At 30.0% G+C, this 21,017-nt stretch carries 21 protein-coding genes and 1 pseudogene; 4 read left to right on the forward strand and 18 right to left on the reverse strand.

Annotated elements, in window-relative coordinates; translation table 11 throughout:
• Positions 1–42: 42 nt before the first annotated feature.
• The 4 genes from QO263_RS18290 to amrB all read right to left on the reverse strand — a co-directional run bounded on the left by QO263_RS18290 (position 43) and on the right by amrB (position 3,976).
• Entirely contained in the window at positions 43–1,983 is a 1,941-nt protein-coding gene (locus QO263_RS18290) for a HAMP domain-containing sensor histidine kinase (RefSeq protein ID WP_285624631.1), read from the reverse strand.
• Entirely contained in the window at positions 1,961–2,653 is a 693-nt protein-coding gene (locus QO263_RS18295) for a response regulator transcription factor (protein WP_285624633.1), read from the reverse strand. The genes QO263_RS18290 and QO263_RS18295 overlap by 23 nt, the downstream gene beginning before the upstream one ends.
• A gap of 194 nt (positions 2,654–2,847) precedes the next feature.
• Entirely contained in the window at positions 2,848–3,453 is a 606-nt protein-coding gene (locus QO263_RS18300) for a hypothetical protein (protein WP_285624636.1), read from the reverse strand.
• Between the two features lie 145 nt (positions 3,454–3,598).
• Positions 3,599–3,976: an AmmeMemoRadiSam system protein B gene (gene amrB / locus QO263_RS18305; protein WP_285624639.1), complete on the reverse strand. Its 378-nt coding sequence runs from the start codon at positions 3,974–3,976 to the stop codon at positions 3,599–3,601.
• A gap of 24 nt (positions 3,977–4,000) precedes the next feature.
• On the opposite strand from amrB, the gene QO263_RS18310 reads away from it, so the two are divergent.
• From QO263_RS18310 to QO263_RS18325, 4 genes and pseudogenes are all read left to right on the forward strand, one after another.
• Positions 4,001–4,738, forward strand: coding sequence for a class I SAM-dependent methyltransferase (locus QO263_RS18310; RefSeq protein ID WP_285624642.1), 738 nt, complete (start codon positions 4,001–4,003; stop codon positions 4,736–4,738).
• Positions 4,739–4,988: 250 nt separating this feature from the next.
• Complete coding sequence (locus tag QO263_RS18315; protein WP_285624644.1) at positions 4,989–5,996, forward strand: alpha/beta fold hydrolase; 1,008 nt, start codon at positions 4,989–4,991, stop codon at positions 5,994–5,996.
• 17 nt (positions 5,997–6,013) lie between these two features.
• Positions 6,014–6,991, forward strand: a complete 978-nt coding sequence (locus QO263_RS18320; protein WP_285624647.1) for an alpha/beta hydrolase — start codon at positions 6,014–6,016, stop codon at positions 6,989–6,991.
• 14 nt (positions 6,992–7,005) lie between these two features.
• A pseudogene (locus QO263_RS18325) lies at positions 7,006–7,176 on the forward strand (HEPN domain-containing protein); the annotation flags it as partial.
• A 271-nt stretch (positions 7,177–7,447) separates the two neighbouring features.
• On the opposite strand, the gene QO263_RS18330 reads toward QO263_RS18325, so the two are convergent.
• From QO263_RS18330 to QO263_RS18395, 14 genes are all read right to left on the reverse strand, one after another.
• Positions 7,448–7,909, reverse strand: coding sequence for a GAF domain-containing protein (locus QO263_RS18330; RefSeq protein ID WP_285624650.1), 462 nt, complete (start codon positions 7,907–7,909; stop codon positions 7,448–7,450).
• Between the two features lie 188 nt (positions 7,910–8,097).
• Positions 8,098–8,403: a nucleotidyltransferase domain-containing protein gene (locus tag QO263_RS18335; RefSeq protein ID WP_285624653.1), complete on the reverse strand. Its 306-nt coding sequence runs from the start codon at positions 8,401–8,403 to the stop codon at positions 8,098–8,100.
• On the reverse strand, positions 8,400–8,831 hold the full coding sequence (locus tag QO263_RS18340; RefSeq protein ID WP_285624656.1) for a nucleotidyltransferase substrate binding protein: 432 nt from the start codon (positions 8,829–8,831) through the stop codon (positions 8,400–8,402). Before QO263_RS18340 ends, QO263_RS18335 begins: the two co-directional genes overlap by 4 nt.
• Before the next feature lie 96 nt (positions 8,832–8,927).
• A complete protein-coding gene (locus tag QO263_RS18345; RefSeq protein ID WP_285624659.1) occupies positions 8,928–10,355 on the reverse strand; it encodes an ATP-binding protein in 1,428 nt (475 codons plus the stop codon).
• Positions 10,356–10,553: 198 nt separating this feature from the next.
• Positions 10,554–10,751, reverse strand: coding sequence for a YjfB family protein (locus tag QO263_RS18350; protein WP_285624662.1), 198 nt, complete (start codon positions 10,749–10,751; stop codon positions 10,554–10,556).
• 52 nt (positions 10,752–10,803) lie between these two features.
• On the reverse strand, positions 10,804–11,922 hold the full coding sequence (gene rfbB / locus QO263_RS18355) for a dTDP-glucose 4,6-dehydratase (protein ID WP_285624665.1): 1,119 nt from the start codon (positions 11,920–11,922) through the stop codon (positions 10,804–10,806).
• 27 nt (positions 11,923–11,949) lie between these two features.
• Entirely contained in the window at positions 11,950–12,819 is an 870-nt protein-coding gene (gene rfbA, locus QO263_RS18360) for a glucose-1-phosphate thymidylyltransferase RfbA (protein WP_285624667.1), read from the reverse strand.
• A gap of 81 nt (positions 12,820–12,900) precedes the next feature.
• Entirely contained in the window at positions 12,901–13,995 is a 1,095-nt protein-coding gene (locus QO263_RS18365; RefSeq protein ID WP_285624670.1) for a DegT/DnrJ/EryC1/StrS family aminotransferase, read from the reverse strand.
• A gap of 18 nt (positions 13,996–14,013) precedes the next feature.
• Positions 14,014–14,490, reverse strand: a complete 477-nt coding sequence (locus QO263_RS18370) for a GNAT family N-acetyltransferase (protein ID WP_285624673.1) — start codon at positions 14,488–14,490, stop codon at positions 14,014–14,016.
• An 11-nt stretch (positions 14,491–14,501) separates the two neighbouring features.
• Positions 14,502–15,212 (reverse strand): WbqC family protein, encoded by a 711-nt coding sequence (locus QO263_RS18375; RefSeq protein WP_285624676.1) that lies wholly within the window; start codon positions 15,210–15,212, stop codon positions 14,502–14,504.
• A 65-nt stretch (positions 15,213–15,277) separates the two neighbouring features.
• The gene (locus QO263_RS18380) at positions 15,278–16,414 is read right to left on the reverse strand and encodes a Coenzyme F420 hydrogenase/dehydrogenase, beta subunit C-terminal domain (protein ID WP_285624678.1); all 1,137 of its coding nucleotides are present in this window, start codon (positions 16,412–16,414) and stop codon (positions 15,278–15,280) included.
• The gene (locus QO263_RS18385) at positions 16,407–17,729 is read right to left on the reverse strand and encodes a polysaccharide pyruvyl transferase family protein (protein ID WP_285624680.1); all 1,323 of its coding nucleotides are present in this window, start codon (positions 17,727–17,729) and stop codon (positions 16,407–16,409) included. Before QO263_RS18385 ends, QO263_RS18380 begins: the two co-directional genes overlap by 8 nt.
• 282 nt (positions 17,730–18,011) lie before the next feature.
• On the reverse strand, positions 18,012–19,748 hold the full coding sequence (locus QO263_RS18390; protein ID WP_285624682.1) for a glycosyltransferase family protein: 1,737 nt from the start codon (positions 19,746–19,748) through the stop codon (positions 18,012–18,014).
• A 503-nt stretch (positions 19,749–20,251) separates the two neighbouring features.
• Positions 20,252–21,004, reverse strand: coding sequence for a CBS domain-containing protein (locus QO263_RS18395; protein ID WP_285624685.1), 753 nt, complete (start codon positions 21,002–21,004; stop codon positions 20,252–20,254).
• Positions 21,005–21,017: the final 13 nt, after the last annotated feature.

Consider the following 21,017-nt stretch of genomic DNA (forward strand, 5'->3'; position numbering starts at 1 on the left):
GATAAAACTTTAATTTTAAAGGCTAAGAAACTAACAAGTCTCTTAGCCTAATCTCATCTTTTTAAAATATACTATTGATTTAAATAAATCACCGTCAATTTCTATATCAAGTCTTCCGCCCTGAAGCTCTACTATACTCTTAGCTATGGCAAGCCCTAGCCCGGAGCCTTCGGTATTTCTTGACTTGTCGCCACGAATAAATCTTTCGAATAACTCATCTGAGTCAAAATCTAGTTCATGGTTTGAAATGTTTTTCATAGTAACCATAACATAGCTTTCACTCTCAGCTATGTCAACATACACTCTTGTATTTGGCATTGAATATTTTAATATATTGCTAATTAGATTTTCGAAAACTCTCCAGGTCTTTTTACCATCAAGCTCGGCATATACTGGATTCTTTGGAGTGCTTATCTTAAAATCAAGAGTAGAGTTTTCAATTTTTTCATCATACTCAGCTAATGACTGATTTAAAAGTGAAATAACATCTAATTTTTCCATATCTAATTCAATTGCTCCGCTAGTCATTTTAGATGCTTCGAATAAATCATCTATCAAAGCCCTTAGTCTCTGAGCCTTTCGTTCTAGGACCTCTACATAATCCTTTGCATCTTCTGGAATATCCTTCTTTTTTAATAAATCAATGTAGTTTATTATCGATGTCAATGGAGTTTTTAAATCATGAGAAACATTAGTTATTAGCTCTGTCTTCAGTCTTTCACTTCTAACTTGATTTTCTACGGATTTTTTATAACCTAAACTCATATTGTTAATATTATTCGCTAGTCTTGATAAGACGCTCTTACCTCTTTCCTCTATTACATAATTAAAGTTTCCTGATGCCATCTCCTCTGCTCCTATGATTATTTTGTTTAGATGGCTAACACGCTTAATGACATAATAAGGTACAAAAATGAGGTACAACACCATGTATCCTACACATAACATTGATATTAAATCACCATAGGCGACAAAAGCTAGAACAAAGAAAAAGCCTGTAAAAGCTGTCAACCAGACTACTACAAGAATCTTGATCCCTACAGATTTAACTGCAAAGCTATCTATTAGCATAACTACAGTTGTATACACAATGCTTTTTTTAATTTCTTCTCTAAGATAACCACTAATGGTCAACATTTTATATAATTCCCAAGCATTCAATATAAAATAAACTACATAAATACTTGCAAAGGTTAAAATAATGAACTGTCTAATGGTTATAGCCTTATAAAACACATTTATACTTGTAGAAAACGACATCATAAAAAATGAATATACCAAGAATAACCCAAATCTAAAATCTAAGGGCAATTTTCTATACAATTTGATAGGTTTTTCTAAATCATCTATTATCATGTCTTTTTTCTTTATAGTATATATAAGTAATCCCATTCCTATAATAAAAGAAATTATCAATATGACGATTTCCTTTGTTACTCTGCTCTTTATGGATTCAAAATAAGTATAATCCAAGTATATTCTACTAGATGTATTTATATCCTTCGGTATAATTATATAGCCATCAAGGCCATTGTCATTGAAAATTCTAGATACTGAAGCAAATCTATTATTGCTGCTAAGTGGGAACTTAATACTATATAAAGTTTCTGTATTTATATACTTTTCTAAATCAATATTCTTATCTAGATTAGTAAATATACTATTGTTTTTATCCTTTATATAATATTTGATATACGCTTTGCTCTGCATGTAGTTTTTTACATCGTCATGCTCATCTACAGCTATTTTTAAGTCTTCATCAGAATAATCAAAATTATTATCTATTTTATAATAATAAATCAGTGCATCTACATATTCTCGTATTTCACCGCTAAATTGCCAGCTGTTAAAGTACGGCTTCGTAGTAAGCATGTCTCTATTATTATAAATATCAACCGCAGCTAAAGCAGATATAGAAAGGATGTATACAGATAGAATCAGGATAAGAAAACATGTGCTCTTATTTTTCAATTTTGTATCCAATTCCCCACACCACCTTTAGGTATTCAGGCTCTTTAGGATTGATTTCTATCTTTTCTCGTATTCTCCTAATGTGTACTGCTACTGTATTATCTGCATTAAAGTAGGGTTCTTTCCAAACACGTTCATATATTTCTTCAATAGAGAAAACTCTTCCACGGTTCTCCATTAATAGTTCAAGTATTTTGTATTCTATAGGTGTAAGTCTTATTTCTTCTCCATCTACTGTAACCATCTTGGTATCTTTATTTAGTATGAGTCCATTTACATTTATTTCTTCACTGCTGTGTTTGTAATTACCAAGGTTAATATACCTTCTCAGCTGTGACTTTACCCTGGCCACAAGCTCCATAGGATTAAAGGGCTTAGTAATATAATCATCCGCGCCTACATTTAAGCCTAATATTTTATCAGTATCCTCAGATTTTGCTGAAAGCATAATTATGGGGATATTCTTGCTTTCTCTTATTTTGAATGTAGCCTTTATTCCGTCCATTCTAGGCATCATTATGTCCATTAATATAAGGTGTATATCCTCCTCTTCTAATACCATAAGTCCATCTAATCCATCCTTTGCTTTAAATACCTTAATTCCCTCGTTTTTAAGATATATTTCTATGGCATCCCTTATTTCATCTTCATCGTCTACTACAAGCACATTGTATTGTGTCATTGTTATCCCTCACTTCTTTTGAAAATCAAATACATTATACCATCTTTTAAAAAATTGTTCCTATCTACTTCAATTTTACATTAAATTTTTGTAAAATAAACTGTTCAATTTCTTATATTTTTCTTAAGAAAAGCTTTTATTGAATATTATTAAAAATAAACCCCTTAAATAGATTCTCTCTATCCAAGGGGGATTTATACTTCGTTTGTTACTGGAATAAAATTTTTATAATTGCTTAAGTTAGCTTCCTTTGAATAGTCAGAAAGTTTACCTGTGTAGATATGATTGAGCTCCTTTAGATTCATAAAATCATTTGGAGTTACTAATCCAGGTCGTTTATTGAATAGATTTAATCCACTTTTTTCAAGGACTGTAGCTACAAATTGCGAACAAAAATAGCCATATTCCCTTTCAATTGGGACCTTCACGATTACACCTAATAATCCAATAAAGCTATATACATATTTGTCCCTTTCCTTTTCAAATCGTTTGATTACTTTTCTCATTCGGGAATAAACACCTAATTCTACTTCAAGTGAAAAAATAGAGCAGGTGGTCTCACTGAAATATTCGTATATTTTACTGTCTATACCTTCAATAACAAAGCCGCCCCATAAAGGATTATTATATTTTTTTCTCCCAAAGCTATAGAACTGCCTTAAATCTTTGGTAAAAGAGATAGCAACATGATTATATGGTGCCTTGGTATACACTTGTATAATCTTTGTTGGAACTGAGCCCGTATTGGTCAGTAATATATATATTGTTCTTTTTTTGCTCTTAACCTTAAGACCTTCCATAAGAAACTCTCCTACTTCTTTTATCAGATATATTATAATATTGTATCATATTTTAGGTATAAAAGTAATGTCAAAAAATGAGTTAAGAAAATTCCTAACTCATAAGTTAAAAAGCAATATTTATTTTTTGTCCACATTATATCACCTACACTTCGCTGCGCCTAATAACTTCAAATCCATTCATAGCTTCCAGCATGACGTAGTATGAGCGTAGGCCACATTCTGCTGCTTTTTCAATAGTAATTCTGTCCATGTTGAATATTCCTGAAACGTCTCCTTTTTTGAGTAACGAAATAATCTCATCGTCAAACTCTTCACCATAAGGACTGTAGCCATAGGGCCCATCCTCAGTCAGCATATGGGATAAATCTCCACTGGCAATAAACACTGCATCAGTATTGCTGTCTTCTACTGCCTTTTTTATACACATACCAAATCTGTACAGCTGCATTTTAGGCAGCATACCATTAACTACCCTAATTAAATGTTTGCGAAATGATAATATATGTAATACTATTATCATAGAACATTTTAAGGGGTGAACTTTATGGGCTTTTATGAAGAGCTTAGCAGATACTATGATATTATATTTCCAGCTACATCAGATAAGATTGACTTCATAGAAAAAGCAGCTGATAATGGGAAATACGTTCTTGACATTGCCTGTGGAACAGGAAACTATGCAATTGAGCTAGCTAAGAAAGGATATATAGTAGACGGAATAGATCTTGATGCTGCGATGATTGAAGCTGGGAAGAAGAAAGCAAAGAAAGAAGATTTAGATATTAATCTTGTTCAAGGAGATATGAAAGACATTAATGCCTTATTTTCTGAGAAAAAATATGATTTAGCATATTGTATAGGAAATTCATTAGTCCATTTAGACAATGAAGCAGAGATTCAGCACATGATTGATGATATAGGTAAAATCATAGATAATGGCGGAAAACTGCTCATTCAAATAATTAATTATGACAGAATATTAGATTTTGATATAGATCATTTGCCTACAATAAGCAAAAAAGAATTAGGGGTAGAATTTGTCAGAAATTATATCCTTGATAGAGAATCTAGAAAAATATTGTTTAATACTGAAATACATATATCTAATGAAACAGGACGACAGAAATATGAGAACTCTGTAGCTTTACTTCCTTTAAGGAAAGAAGCTTTAGTTAATATAGTGAAGAAGGCTGGATTCAATAATATTAAGGTTTACGGTGGATTTAATGAAGAAGAGTATACAGAAAATTCTTTTGCTACTGTATTAATAGCTGAGAAATAATAAGAACAATGAGCTTTAAAATATGGTTTATGTCTCAAAATTATTTAATAATTACCGATATAACGAATAATATTTTTCAAAAAACAGAAAACTCTAATAAGAGGCTTTCTGTTTTTTGTCTATGTTCATTTTCAAAAATCAATATGTCTTTTAGCTTTTTATGAACCTCTATCATCGTCTTACGTTTCATTTTGTAATCTTTTGCAATTATGATATAATGAGTTAACTATTAATTCGGAAGGGTAATTTTATGATTATTGACTATTCCTACACTAAAAGAAAAATCGATAATATTTCTGGACATATATTTAAAGGGAGAAATTATAGATGTAATTACGTCAGATACAAATCTCTATATAGAAACTGTTCCCCTGGAACTGAAAATGTTGAACTATATTTTTTTGAACCTAAAAAAGAGGTTCGAGCTTCTGCCTTAATTCTTCACGGGTTAGGCAGCAAGAACATAAAATATCTTTTATGGCTTGGTCCTCACTTAGCTAGTGCTGGTGTAAGCACTAGTGTATTAATATTGCCTGGTAATTATACTAGAGTGGAAAACAACTCTATTAGTGGCCGTAGCTATCTTTATCCTGATATTAATACAATGTACCAATTTTGGGAGCATGGAGTAATAGATACCCTTAGTACTATTGATTTATTAGAACAATTAAATTCTTGGAACAAAAATAACATTATTGCTGGATATTGTTTAGGTGGTATGATATCCACAATTGTCGGTGCCATAGATAATAGAATTAACCATTTATTATTTATGACAACAGGAGGTCATATACCTCGTATTTTACATCAATCACCTGCTACTGTGTTTGCAAGAAAAATGTTTGAAAAAGGCTATGGTACGGATTATCATTTAAAGGACGAAAAAATACTTTATGATATTTATGAAGAGCAATTTCCAGAAATAAAGAAAATGTCTTTTGAAGATATAGTATCTAGTGAATATATCCATCCTTTATTTAAAATAGATCCTATTTCCTATGCTCATTTATTAGACATGAAAAAGGTAACATTTATTGATGCATACTTTGATTCTACCTTACCTGTGCAATCACGCAAGATACTCTATAATGAAATGTCTGAGGCAAATACTAAGATATTACCCATAAGTCATGTGAATTGGCTTCCTTTTGGATATTTTTTAGCTAAATATATACTCCATAAGCTAAACTTCAATTCTAAGGAAGCAAAAAAAGCTCTATTGATCAAAGAAATAATACGAAATCCATTAGAAAAATAAACTATGGCAGGTCATTTATGGATAAATTAAAAGAAAAATTTAGAACTTCTTTTTTTATAGTAAATAAGCTATATTTAGTACTAATATTTATTGTTCTTGCCGTAGAAAATCTAACCTTAGGATTCTATTATTTCCTCATATCTATTTTTATTTATACCTGGAAAATATTAAATTCAAGGATTCCTATAAATGTAAGTAAGAAACTTGAACCCAAAACATTTATCTATAAAAAAACTAAAAATAAAGACCTTAAATTAGATATTTGGCTTCCATCAAAAAATAAAACAACCACTCCTTTAGTGTTTTTTTGCCATGGTGGAGGATGGATTTCTGGGTCTAGAAATCAGCCTAATAATGTTTCTTGGTGTAAATATCTTGCAGCAAAGGGCTTTGCTGTTGCTAGCATTGACTACAGGTATGGCTATAGAAATACTATGGATGATATCCTTTTAGATTATAGAGATGCATTAAATTATGTAATAAAAAACAGTAAAAGACTGTCTGTTAACAAGGATAATATAGTACTAATGGGATTATCTGCAGGCGGTCATCTTTCTTTATTGTATTCTACTTATCATACATATAATAAAAATAAAGAATCAATGTCTGGCATAAAAGGGGTAGTAGCTTACTATGCTCCTTCTGATATAAATGACATCTTTGTTTCTGAAAACAAGTCTATATTTGCAAGGTTTGCGACTAGTCAAACATTAAAGGGAATTGCAGCTCCAAAAGAAGAAATATTTAATTATTATTCTCCCATCACATGGATTAGTGAAAACATGATTCCCTGTTTAATAGTTCATGGAAAACTAGACACTACTGTGCCATTTAAATCTTCTGTAAAATTTGTTTCAAAATTAAAAGAATATAATATCAAGCATACTTTTATGGTTCATAAAAAAGGTGGACATTCCTTTGATACTAAGCTTAAGGACATGACCACCGTAAATATATTGGAGAAAACAGCTAGGTTTATTAGAAAGGTTATGTAAAAAAAGCTACAGAATTTAATAATGATTTTAAGGGACTTCTAAAAGACTGCGCCTTTGTAAATGCGTTTTATATTGAAACAAGATATCCGACAGAAGATCCTCTTGCAGTTGAAAAGGAAGAGGTTCTAATGTGTTTTGAAATTACAGAGAATATAATAGATTTTATTGATGGACTCATAAAATGAGATTAGATGGACAGGTTCCTTGGCTTTTGCAAGATTAAGAAATCTGTCCATCTAATTATATTACTTAATTTGCTCAAACCTCTTAACCATTTTCCCATCGACTTCAAGCTGTTCAGTTAATTGGGAGAATGAAGGTTTCTACCCATCTTCTAGCTTCAAAAATTAACTGCCTAAAGGACTTTGGAAATTGAATTTTACTTTCACAATACTAATGGTGATGATTTCGTGGTGGCTATCAATGATAGTTAACATAATTGTCAGAGTTTTTTTATTAGTAAGTTTTACTAGCACAACAGGTTAATTTAAGATTACTTAAGCTTTCTGATATGAGACTACCTAGCGTCCCTAAAAATATCAGTAGCGATTTGTAATTTTTATGTATTCTTTCCTTCTGCCTCATATCAAAAGCAATTATTCCTATGACACCTATGAGCTTGTCAGAATCTATTATTGGATATCCGATTGTAGACATTACATCACATTTACCTTTTACACTACAATTCGAACAAGCTTTAATAGAGCCTGGATTCTCTATATACATTGGCTCTTTATTCTTCTCCACCATTTCAAAGGCACAATTTTCTGGTAGTCTTTCACCTATTTTGTTTTTATTCCTGCCTGTTGCAGCCACTCTGTATAACTTTTCATCTACTATAGAAACATCTACATCTAAAACTGCAGCAATTGCATCTGCCACTTTTTGAGTGGTTTTTTGTATTCTTATTAATCCCATTATCCTCAGCCTCCTTTCTAAGTAATCCTTGTATATTCCTTGTCTTTTAAACAATTTTTACTGTATATAGTTCATACAATTCCATATGCTTTTGAAAATTCCTTTTTATTAAGCTGTAATATAGAGAGCTACAAAGATAAAAATAATAATTCTAAAAAAGCAGAAACCCGATAAAATGGTTTCTGCTTTTACTCTCTTTCATATATTTCTATCCCAACTCTGTTAATATGATTAATTAAATCTTTATTCTGTATCTTATCAAATATTGATATATCAAAACTATATGGCAAATATAGTTCATCTAACTCTAAATAAATTTTATTTAAGTCTTTTATATCTATATCGTTGCCTACTAAAGTCAAATCTATGTCAGAACCATTTTTAAAATTACCTTTTGCTCTTGAACCATAAAGTAATACTTTTTCAATTTTAGAATACCTAGCAAAAATGCTGATTATGCTCTCTAAGATACTATCTTTTAGACCATATCTCATATATCATTATCCTCTTCTTCCAGAATTTCTTCCATTTTAATTCTTAGCCTATTGAACTCTGCAAAATACATGTCTTCTATAAGCATAATAATGCCATCTGCTGTATTTTCATCATATGTATGACTGGTTAAGTTACGATTTTTTATCATTTGCATCCATACTTCGCCATTCTCTATAATACCTAGCTTAAAGGCTTCTTTAACTGCATCTCTTGCGCCATAAATATCTGTATTCCCTTTACTTTCTAGAAAATCTCTCAAGGTCTTCCAAGCTAACTCATATGTATATTCGAACGCTTGTATTAACCCTTGCTTTTCAAGTTTCGAAAGATTTCTAGTCTCCATTAATTCTAATGCTTCTTTGACTTGAATAAATGCCTTTTTATAGTTGCTAAACCTCTGAATCCAACGGATATCTTTATGCTCCATGGCGCTCTCCCTTCATTGTTCAAAATTATAGCAAAAATTGATTCCACTCTTTTGATTATATTATATCATAGCAAACTGTTTTCACTATAATTTATTCTACATCTTATGCTCGGACTGTTTCTCTGTAGTCTCAATACCAATTTCCTTAAAATCTACCAGTATAATTTTCTCATTATATTTTGCAAAATTAATAACGTCATCTGTAAATCCTGATTTTGAGAAAAATACATAGTGTTTATTTTTATAGCTCAGGGCTTGTGATTTTTCTAATAGCGAGTTAATAACCCCCATATCTAAAAGCTGGTTTCTCCATTTGCATTCACCAAGCAAGGCATTATCCTTAGAAATTGCCAATATCTCTATTTCTTCCTCTCTCTTCATAATAGGATTATTTCCCCACCATTGCCCTATCCTTTCAAAAATAAATGGCAGTTCCATTCTTTTATTCTTATGCTTTAGAAAATCTACACAAATCCTTTTAAAAGTACTTCCTAAGAAATCATTTAATTCAAGTAATATCTTTTTTTCATATACATAGTCAATCATTTCTTGTTCAATAAGTCCTATGTTAGTAAAAATAAATCTATACCAGAATCTAAACAGAGGATTTTTTATGGAGTAAGTAGTTTTCTTGCTGTTTTCCTTTTCCCCTATAGGGATTTGTTTTTCTAAAATCTCCAATTCTATAAGAGATTTTATATAGTTGGAGGACTTTGAGCTATCTTCACCCACTTTTGTAGCTATTTCATTTAACTTAGAGCTTCCCGTAGCAATAGCTTCAATAATCGAGTTATATAGAGCTAGTTCTCTAAGCTCCTGCTTTAATAAAGTAGCTGGTTCTTCGAAAAGGTAGCTTGACTTGTTTAATATTTGATTCTTTATATTTTCTTCAATAGAAAATACATCTTTAAATTTTAATAAATACTGAGGTATTCCCCCTACAATTCCATATGCTGTTACTTTATCTTCTAAGCTATAATTAGGAAAAAACTTTATACTATCAAAAAAATCAAATGGTTCTATTTTCATTTGAGCAGTTCTTCTACCATAGAGAGGGCTCTTATAAGAAAGAATTTCTTTTTCCATAAAGCTCATAGAAGAACCACATACAACTATAAATAGCTTGCTAGCCTTTAATTGATGATCTATTAGATTTTGCATAAGAGAAGGAATAGAAGGATTGGCAGAAACTATATATGGAAATTCATCTATTACTAATATTAGAGGTTCTTTTTCAGCTTTTTGATTAAGGAACAAAAAAGCCTTCTCCCAAGAATCAAATTTTTGAATCCATTCATCCATATGGAAATGTTCTAATATTTTTCTAGAAAACTTTTCAAGTGCCATTTTATCATTATACTCTTCTGCTACAAAAAATATTGCATTTTTGCCTTTACAAAATTCACTTAACAATCTAGTTTTTCCTACTCTCCTTCTTCCGTACATAACCACAAACTGAAATGCATCTTCATTATACAATTTTTCAAGAACATTTAGTTCATATTCTCTACCTACAAACTTCACATTTTCACCTTCTTTTTGCCCTTACATATATTATATCCCAAATAGAATAACTTAATCAAGATTAAGTTATTCTAAATAAACTTAATGATAAGTTCTAAAGTCAATCAAGCTATTCCCTCAATAGAAAAAGAATCAGAAATATTAATTTTCTGATTCTTTTTCTTTTAATTCAATTTTCTATTTCTTTTTTTATTAGTCCTACAATTTGATATCCACATTTCCACCTAAATGTGGATTTATGGACGTCTCCATTGCTTTTGTTGACTGCTGAAGCATATCTGCTAAGTTAGCAGATTGTACATTTGCAGAATCCATTGACAGCTTTAAAACTGCTAAACTAGCCTGTTGTTGTATACTGGATTTACTAATCGCAGTTGACATTGCTGCTACATCCATATTATCAGCTCCTTTGATTGATTTATATAATATTTTATATGGAACTATTTTATTACTGTTCTTCTTTAGTTACTGCAACTTCACCTTGTAATGTATCAACTAAGGTTCTTTCCATATTTAATACACTATTTGAATACATTCCTTCATAATACTTCAAATATTCACCTGATATAATTTCTTTTAGCCATTCTCTATTATCTAAGTACCACTTAATAGTCTTGTCCATACCTTCTTCAAAAGTATAGGATGGACTCCATCCTAATTCCTTAGTTATTTTCGAGTTATCTATGGCATACCTTCTATCATGCCCAGGTCTATCTTTTACGTATTCAATTAAATCATCTGATTTTCCTAAAGCTTTTATAATAAGTTTAACTATTTCAATGTTAGCTTTTTCGTTGTTCCCGCCTATATTATAGACTTCTCCTATCTTGCCTTTATGTAATACTATATCTATGGCCGTACAATGGTCCTTAACATATAACCAATCTCTTACTTGCTTACCATCTCCATATATAGGAAGGTATTTATCCTGCAACGCATTATTTATCATAAGCGGTATTAACTTTTCTGGGAATTGATATGGTCCATAGTTATTAGAACAACGAGTAATATTTACAGGAAGTCCATAAGTTTCACCGTAAGCTCTTACCAACATATCTGCTGAAGCTTTTGAAGCTGAATATGGACTATTAGGTGATATATTTGTTTTCTCAGTAAAATATCCTTCTGTTCCCAGTGTTCCATATACTTCATCAGTAGAAACTTGTATGTATTTAACTTCTTCCTCAAACGTTCTGCTATATTTATCATTAGGTTCTAGCTTCCAATAACTTTTAGCAGTATCTAACAAAGCTTGAGTCCCTAAAACATTAGTTCTTAGAAAAACCTCTGGTTCTTCTATACTTCTATCCACATGTGATTCTGCTGCAAAATTGATTACTACATTGATATCAAATTTCCTAAATATTTTCTCAAGCAAGCTTCTATCGCAAATATCACCTTTTATAAAATAATATCTACTATCATCAGAGATATCGTCTAGGTTTTTTAGATTTCCTGCATAGGTTAATAAATCTAAATTAACTATTTTATAATTATAATTTTCAAGCATGTACCTAATAAAATTTGATCCAATAAACCCTGCTCCACCTGTTACTAAAATATTCATAGTATATTCCTCCAAAATACTCAGAAGCTAGATTTCTCCTGCAATACTTAGCAGATACTTACCATATTCAGTTTTCTCGTATTCTCTTCCTAAAGATATCATTTCTTCTTTAGTTATCCACTTGTTTCTATAGGCTATCTCTTCCAAGCAGCTAATATAGAGGCCTGTCCTCTCTTGCATTGTCCTTACAAAGTTAGATGCATTTGCAAGACCTTCATATGTACCTGTATCAAGCCATGCAAATCCTCTTCCTAATAATTCAACTTTGAGCTTACCTTCATTGAGATACTCCCTATTTAAATCTGTGATTTCTATTTCTCCACGAGCAGAAGGCTTAAGATTTTTGGCTCTCTCTATTACACTGTTATCATAATAATAAAGTCCTGGAACAGCATAATGAGACTTAGGCCTGTCCGGTTTTTCTTCTATAGATAATACATTATAGCTTTCATCAAATTCAACAACACCAAATTCTTTAGGATCAGGTACATAATACCCAAAAATAATAGCACCTTCTTTTATTTGAGAGGCATTCAATAATTTAGGCACAAAGCCTTGTCCATAGAATATATTGTCTCCCAGTATAAGACAGACACTATCATTACCTATGAACTCTTCTCCAACTATAAAGGCATCTGCTAGTCCCCTAGGATTTTCTTGAATCTTATACTCAAATCTCATGCCTAAACTAGAACCATCTCCTAGTAAAACTTTATAAAAATCTATATATTCAGGGTTTGAAATAATAAGAACTTCTGTAATTTTGGATAACATTAATACGGATAATGGATAATATATCATTGGCTTATCGTATATAGGTAAAAGCTGTTTACTTATACCTTTTGTTATTGGGTAGAGTCTTGAACCAGAGCCACCTGCTAGGATTATGCCTTTCATTTATTTTTCCTCCAATAAACTAATGAATCTAAGCATTAATATTTATTTCATGCTTTAAAATATAACCACTATTCATCTATTCTATTTTAAAATAATGTCACATATCCTATCTACATCCTCTAATGCAAGATCTGCATAAAGTGGTAGGCATATAATACTATCTGATATATGCTTCGCAACAGGTGTTTCAGTAATATTAAATCTTCCTTTATAGCACTCAAAATCACTAACGAGTGGGTAAAAGTACTTTCGAGCATAGATATTTTGAGTCTTTAATCTCTCAAACACTTCATCTCGCATTAATCTGTATCCATCAAATACAACAGGAAAATAAGCATAGTTACCTTTAACATTTGCTTGTGGTTTACATAGTTTAATCCCCTTGGTATTGTATAGCCTATCTTGATACCTATCTACAATAGCTTTTCTCCTTACTATTTCCTTATCTACATGTCTAAGATTGCATATTCCCATAGCTGCTTGAAATTCATTCATTTTTGCATTGCCACCAACATATTCAACTGCATCAGATTGCGTAATCCCAAAGTTTTTTAAAGCGTCGAGCTTTCTCTTGAGTTTTTCATCTCGAAATACAACTGCTCCTCCCTCAATGGTATTGAAAACCTTTGTAGCATGAAAGCTAAACATAGAAGCATCTCCAAAGGTTCCTACTCCCTTTCCATTCACTGTGACACCAAAAGCATGGGCTGCATCATAAATTACTTTGAGATTATGTTTCCTAGCTATTTCATCAATTCTATCTACGTCACACACATTACCATATACATGAACAGGTATAATGGCAGATGTCTTGTCGGTAATCAAATTCTCTATTTTATCTACATCAATTGTATAATCTTTTGGATTTATATCACAGAATATAGGGTTAATACCGTTTCTTACTATTGCATGAGTTGTAGACGCAAACGTGAACGGAGTAGTTATTACTTCTCCCATTAATCCCGTAGCTGCAATTATGGATTCAAGGGCAAAATGACCATTTGTAAACAATGTAATATCGGACACCTGTAAATAATCAACTAGTTTTAATTCTAATTCTTTATGTTTTATTCCCATATTGGTCAGCCAATGGCTTTCCCATAAGCCTCTAATCTCCTCTGTATATTCCTCAAAGTCTGGCATTGAAGAACAAGCTATTTGGATTGTTTTATTCATAATTTATTTGCACCTCTATTATAATTTCTTCATCATGTATATTGATTTCGAAGACGATTTCCCACAAAAATAAAATCCATATTTTTTATAAAATTCTATAGCTATAACGTTTTGGTTGAAAACTTCTAACTTAATAGCTTTCATATTATTAGTTTCTGAAGTTTTAATGCATAAATCTAATAATGATTTACCAACGTCTCTATTTTGTGATTTGTCCTTCACCCCAATTTGTGTTAAATACGCTACATTATTATCTTTATCATTGGCATAAAAAGCTATAAAACCTATGAAATCATTTTTTTCAATTGCAGCAAACACGATAGCATTTTTATATAATTTTTCTGCATAAGTATTTAAATCTATTACTCTTTCTGATAGAGGTGGATCAAATACTTTATCAAAATTGTGAACAATCTTACGTATTTCATCAATATTTTCTACTCGTAAAATTTCATAATTTTTTACTTGATAACTTCTCCTAATATTTTCATACATATGTATTGCCTCTACATAAACTCATAATCATCTAGCATCTTATTTATCATATTCGGCTCGTTAAACATCATTACATCAATAATAGATAAGCCAGCTTCAAATTCAGGCCTCTTTTGAGAATATCTAGGAAGATTCATTTTTAAGAAATTTATCTTAATTCCCTCTTTTTCGTATTTTTCACGATTGAAGAACCCTATTCCACCTTCGGGATTCCAATACTCTTCAATGTTTCCTATTGTCCTACAAATATTAAGTGCCCATTCGTCTGGAGCGTTGGGTTTTTCAATTTCTAGTTTTTTTTCAGAAAAAATATCAATATCTACATCTACATTAATATAGTTACAAACAACTTTTATAATATTCTCATTTAATTTCACTATGCTTTGTGTTTCAATATCAAGAGCTAGTTTAATTATTTCAACCGCCTGTCTATAAAAAGGAGCTAGTTTTTTATAATGTTCTAATTGACGAAATATTTTATCACGCCAATCAGAACTATTATTAATTAATATATCTTTAATTCTAGTCTCTCTACTATGTTTAATTAATGGAACCGATACATATTGCCATCCATAACTTGGTTTTAGTATTCTATTTCTTTCAATCCATCCATGTTTAATAAATTGAACTGCATCAAGTAAAATAAATTTATCAGTGTACTTTATTAAACTAAAATATCCTAAATATGGGAAAAAATATGGTTGCATTATTGCAATTTTCAATTTATATCACTCTTTTTCTTTTATTATAATGTATTTATATTAGTCTATCACTCTATTTTATTTTTCTATCTATCTTTCTCTTTGTAAAAACTCATCTCATTAATTTCAAATCTATTATAAATATCTTTAAGTGATGCCTGTGATACTAATGCTCTTAGCAAGTCTTTTCTATAATCTGGTATAGGAAATTTATTGAACCTTTGGGATTTTTTTAATTCACAAGGATCATTTTCTTCAAAAATAAATTCTTTAGAAATTTTTTGCCATATTTCTAACCCTTTTTCTGAGTATATTGAAACAAGGCTAACTCCTTCATCATGACTATAATATTTTGTTCCCCAAAAATCTCCTAATCTTATGTCTGCAAAAACCCTATTATGCCTAAACTCACACTCATAGCAGCTTTCTTTAAAACATGTGTTTTTTAAATAAAAAGAGAAAAATATGTCATCGTATACAGTCTTTGAATATTCTTTTCCGTCTTTGTCTTGTATAACTACTGAAAATTTATGCCATCCAATTCTTTTTGAGCGAAAATTTAACTTAACAAATTCTCCTAATCCATATTCTGATTTTAAGTATTCTTTATATTTGAGAAATAAGTTAATAGGTGTAGTACCTCGGCAAAACAAATCTACTAATATAAAGTTTTTCTCAATACCAACTTGATAAATATATTTTCTTATTCCATATATTTGACATGGTAATCCTATTATTAATGTTTTTTTATTTGAATCGATTTTTGAAAAAGCATCTATAATATAGCTTTGAACATATTTTGAACTTTTCATTTTTTCTAAATCTTCTTCACAATTAGCAACTATATGTTTAGCATAATCATCCTCTGGATTCATAATAGCTCCAATAACATTGTAATTTTGTTTATAGCAATATTTAGATAACTCACTTGCAACACCCCCGGACGAGACAGATTTTAACTCTGATTCATCTCTATGAATAGCAGAATATACTTTGCAATTCTCTAGTCCTTTACCTTCAGTAGAGTTATTAATATCAAAAACTCTATAACAAACTTTAACACACAGTCCACAATGTGTACACTCATGTTCATTAACAAATGGGATGAGAAAAGATTCTGAATTCAACTGTAAATCAATACACTTATTTGGACAAATAACTGCACAAATTCCACATCCTGTACATTGGTTAAGGGTATTTTTGAGAGTTGAAATATTATACATTTGTCTTTGTCTCCATTAGCTCTTTCAAAGCGTCTGTCCCTCTTCTAACCATGTTTTGGACTTGTGGTATATGTTCTTCTAAATGCTTTCGAATAAATAATCGATTTTCAAAACACAAGTTAATTTTCCGAATCATGTCATCTGAAGTTGGTTCGCATACATATTCTGGTAATCCTAATATTGAAGCAAATCCTATAATTTTTGTACTCTTAGAGCCTTGTCCATGCATAATAAAAACAGTAGGAACAAATTGTGAAACAGACCCCACTGAAGCATGCATTCTGCCTGTAACAAAAACATCAAATTGACTAATAATAGCTTTAGTTTTTGCAGGGACATATGCATTATCTATGCATAAAACATCATCCATATTCCTCACTATTCCACGTTTTGCTATTACCTGTTGCAATTGTTTTACAATAAAATAGTCTCGTCCAGGCTTAAGCTTAAAATTGGGAGGTAAATCAAAACCATTGCTATGTGACATTAGTATAACTCTAGCACCTAAATTATTTACGACATGCTCAACAGCAATGGCAAATTCTGTATATTCCTCGTCGCTTCTTGGCCACTTATCATAAGGAGGAGTAGCCATATTGAAACCACAAACAACCATACCAACTATCGGTTTTGTTGATTTAATGACATGTTCTCTTTCAAATATGTCTTGCATTTCACTAATTTTTGCTGGCTCAAATAAAAACGAAGGGCAAGGAAATTCTTTCACATTATCGGTTTTAAAACCAATATCTTTTACCATACAAGTTGCTTCATGCTCGCGATGAGTAACCAAACTGAAGTTTTCAAAAGTAATCCTTGCCAATTCATTAGTTTTCCGATCGCTAAATGGCCCAACCGTAGCAGCAAATAACACTGTACGTTTCTTGAGCAATTGTGCAACTCGCATCTTAAGTAAATTAACTAACATTCTGTTATTTCCTACAGGATTAGCTTTGTCCCCCCACATTTCGCCACTAATATCTATAATCAAATCACTAGACATTACTTGTTCCAAATAAGGCGTGGTTTCCACAATTTGTCCTGTTTGATTATAAATCTCTGCAATTCCATACTCCTTTAAAGCAATATTAACATCATGATCAGACCAAGAATAATAGATATCCATTGGTAAGCAAACTACTTCCTCTCTTTCACAAAATTCTTCTGTCATCTGAAAAGTAGTTACTATTTCTGCCTCTGGAAATACACGATGAAGTTCTCTGAAAAATGGTTCTATAATGTAATAATTACCTACATTTCCATATTCAAGCCTGCCCCAATGTAATGTACATAATCCTGTCACTAATATCTTCATCCTTACTGTTCCCCCTATCTTTTACTATAGTAAACTTATAAAATAAATTATCGTTTTTTATCTTTTGCCCTAACTACCCTTAGGCTATTGTTATAATTCTATAGTGTACTATTTGTTCTATACAGTAGTTATATCAAAATATATGTATATATAATAAGTTTTTCATAAAATCTATCAGTTTATTATTTCCTATAATCCTAGATTCTAAATGAAATCTTTTATTTATTTTTAAATAAGCCTCCATAATTTTCAGCTCAATATTATATATACTTGAAAACATAACTATAATGATTTCATATGCCTTATAAATGTACAAATACTTATTCTATAATCATACTTGTTCATAGCTTCTCTTTGTCCATTTAAAGCTATCTTTTCTAACTCATTAATATTTTTCTGATAGTATTTAATTTTATCAATAACTGTATCAAGGTCATATAATATTATATTTTCCCCATCTTTAAAATATTTGTTTGTAAATCTATCCTTTTCAGTTACAGCTACTGCTCCATTAATCATAGCAGATAATACTCTCTCTGTAACTCCATTGTATAAATGTCCAGTAATATTTAAAACCATTTTACTATTATTCATCATTTCAAGTAATGATTTGTAATCTACTTTGCTTTTTATTATTAACTTACCAGATTTGTTTAATTTATTATACTCTTCAACATTACCTAAACAAACAATATTCAGATCAGATTCTCCTATTTTCTTAACTAACTCATATCGTTTATAAACTCTAACATATCTTTCAACTTGTGAATGAATTAAAGCTCTACAACCAAAATCATCATTTATTATGTTATGTTTTAAAAGAAATTTAGATATTTCATCATCAATATTTATAAGAAATTTTTCTTTTATAGCTAAATCTGATAAATAATTTATAATTAATCTAAACTTTTCATCTAGTTTATCCCAAGACTTCTTTATTTCAACTGGATCTATTAAGGAGCCTGCAAATAATACATCGATTTCTCTTTCATTAAATTTCTTTTCTGCATAATTAGCAGCAGGATAGCCACTACAATTGCTTAAAATTATTTTTTTACTAGGAAAATACTTTTTAAAATATTCAATATTTTCTTCGTCTATACACGTAAACAATGTTTTTTGTGGGGAGTTAATAATTCTACTAAGTTGGTTTACAGGATGGTCTCCTAGTGTTCCTAAAAAAGGTATGTCTAATGTATCATATAGGTTTCTACCATCACTTAATTTTATATCTATTCCTATACAATTAGATGAATATATAAAATCACATTTTTTATTTATTATATCTGTATTTATTTTACTAACAACGTTAGGCTCTAAGAGATCTAAAATATATACTTCAAATCCTAACTGTTTATAAAACTTAGCTCTGTAATCAGTTCCAACTCTTAATACATCATATTGAGATTGCCCTTTAAAGAATACTATTCTCTTGTTAATTTTACCTATTTCAATATTTTCCCATCGATCTCCTTTGTTAGAATTAAAGCAATATTCAAAACCACTATATGTATATTTTTTATTCAAGGACTTCTTTTCAATTTTATTGAAAAGGTCAATTTCCGAAAAAAAATCAAAATATTTTTGCTCATAATATATAGGTAAAACTTTCTCATCTTCCTTATTCAAATATATCTTTCCTTCAATAGTCTCCTTTTCTACGTAATTAAACTCATATAAATTATAATAAAAATCAAAATGTCTATCATTAATATCAAAATAATTATTTCCTTCTTCATCAATAAAATAAACAAAATCGTCAACAATAGAATTATAGCATCTATACCATGCAAATGTTAGATCTCTCAAGTTTGATAAAATCACTATCTTATTAACGTTATTATGTTGTTTTTTGTAGTACTCAACAATATCTGGTAATTGACTGAAATCAAAATCTTCACTTCTTATATTATCGTAAAGATACATCTTATACTCTCTTCTATCAAACTCATTAATGATCTTATTAAATTCATCTATTCTTTGTAAATCATTTAAAAAAATTAATAAGATGTTATCCAATAATCTGGCCTCCCTATCTTTAAGAGAAGTAAAACATTCAAAATCGCTGAAAAAGCCTAAATTAATTTACTATTATTTTGATACTTTAGCTGAAAAATCTCGTATTTTCAAAAAAACAAGATTCTTCGCTAACGCTCTATACATTGCACACAACTTTGGAAACTAATTGGTAACTAAGCAAATCCTGATATATCAAGGGTTTAGAGGATATGGAGTACAAGTTAATTCATAAACTCTAAAATAATGAGTCCCTCTTAACAAAAAATAACAAAACATTAATTTCCAAACTCCTATCCTTTTTCGGGATAAAAAGCTTGTTTCTTATGAATCTTGGATATTTGCCAAATTTTTACCAAAGATGTGTGTCATGTATAGCGCTAACGCTCAGGATCACTAAAAGACTTTTTTCAATGGTTATGAATATTTTCTTTCCCCTAATTTGCTTTTGTCTCATTTAAAGTCATTATTACTTATTAACAATGATAACAGCCTTCTTTTTAAATCTATACTCTCCCATACTTATCCTCATATCTTATTATGTCATCTTCTCCAAAATACTCTCCTAATTGAACTTCAGCAACCATCAAAGAATCTTCTTCTGATTTGTTTATTAATTTATGCTTACATCCTTTAGGTATATAAATAAAACTACCTGACGATACGGATTTAACAGATTCTCCTATAATTATTTCTCCTAGCCCCTTTATAACTACCCAATACTCTTCTCTTTTTTTGTGTTCTTGAAGACTTAGTTCCTCTAACGGATTTATTTTTATTATCTTTGATTGAGAATAAGGATTTAAAAAAGTAGTTTTATAGAACCCCCAAGGTTTATTATATATCTCGTGTTCTAAAATGGAATCGTCAAGAGATAAGAAATCATATGTCATATCAAATTCTATATTTTCTAATAAAAGAACATGCATATTCTTTTTAGTTATTATATTCATTAGTGTATAATCCTCATTTAGTATAGGTATAAAATTGATTCTTGTAGATTTGAATATTTCTATTATATCTCCAAAATCATCATTTCGATAAATGTATTTAAAATTTTTATTATAGATATGTTTTATATCTGATTCTAATTTTTCACCTGATAATAATGCTCTCCTAATATCACCATCAGTCATTGTTCCAATAATTCTTTTATTATCATCATTTATTATTAAAAAACCTTTTTTATTTTTCTCAATCTTTTCTAAAGCATTAAAAATAGTTCCACTTGAATTAAAAATATAATTTCCAAAACTCATAATTTCATTCCCT

It is taken from the genome of Proteiniborus sp. MB09-C3, assembly GCF_030263895.1.
Taxonomy (GTDB): domain Bacteria; phylum Bacillota; class Clostridia; order Tissierellales; family Proteiniboraceae; genus Proteiniborus.

Bases quoted from the DNA above. Each gene is read 5' to 3' on its own strand.
- QO263_RS18310 (WP_285624642.1), top strand. From the start codon at position 4,001: ATGGGCTTTTATGAAGAGCTTAGCAGATACTATGATATTATATTTCCA.
- QO263_RS18365 (WP_285624670.1), bottom strand. From the start codon at position 13,995: ATGAATAAAACAATCCAAATAGCTTGTTCTTCAATGCCAGACTTTGAG.
- QO263_RS18320 (WP_285624647.1), top strand. From the start codon at position 6,014: ATGGATAAATTAAAAGAAAAATTTAGAACTTCTTTTTTTATAGTAAAT.
- QO263_RS18350 (WP_285624662.1), bottom strand. From the start codon at position 10,751: ATGGATGTAGCAGCAATGTCAACTGCGATTAGTAAATCCAGTATACAA.
- QO263_RS18385 (WP_285624680.1), bottom strand. From the start codon at position 17,729: ATGAAGATATTAGTGACAGGATTATGTACATTACATTGGGGCAGGCTT.
- QO263_RS18335 (WP_285624653.1), bottom strand. From the start codon at position 8,403: ATGAGATATGGTCTAAAAGATAGTATCTTAGAGAGCATAATCAGCATT.
- rfbA (WP_285624667.1), bottom strand. From the start codon at position 12,819: ATGAAAGGCATAATCCTAGCAGGTGGCTCTGGTTCAAGACTCTACCCA.
- amrB (WP_285624639.1), bottom strand. From the start codon at position 3,976: ATGATAATAGTATTACATATATTATCATTTCGCAAACATTTAATTAGG.
- QO263_RS18340 (WP_285624656.1), bottom strand. From the start codon at position 8,831: ATGGAGCATAAAGATATCCGTTGGATTCAGAGGTTTAGCAACTATAAA.
- QO263_RS18315 (WP_285624644.1), top strand. From the start codon at position 4,989: ATGATTATTGACTATTCCTACACTAAAAGAAAAATCGATAATATTTCT.
- QO263_RS18370 (WP_285624673.1), bottom strand. From the start codon at position 14,490: ATGTATGAAAATATTAGGAGAAGTTATCAAGTAAAAAATTATGAAATT.
- QO263_RS18295 (WP_285624633.1), bottom strand. From the start codon at position 2,653: ATGACACAATACAATGTGCTTGTAGTAGACGATGAAGATGAAATAAGG.
- rfbB (WP_285624665.1), bottom strand. From the start codon at position 11,922: ATGAATATTTTAGTAACAGGTGGAGCAGGGTTTATTGGATCAAATTTT.
- QO263_RS18300 (WP_285624636.1), bottom strand. From the start codon at position 3,453: ATGGAAGGTCTTAAGGTTAAGAGCAAAAAAAGAACAATATATATATTA.
- QO263_RS18330 (WP_285624650.1), bottom strand. From the start codon at position 7,909: ATGGGATTAATAAGAATACAAAAAACCACTCAAAAAGTGGCAGATGCA.
- QO263_RS18395 (WP_285624685.1), bottom strand. From the start codon at position 21,004: ATGAGTTTTGGAAATTATATTTTTAATTCAAGTGGAACTATTTTTAAT.
- QO263_RS18380 (WP_285624678.1), bottom strand. From the start codon at position 16,414: ATGTATAATATTTCAACTCTCAAAAATACCCTTAACCAATGTACAGGA.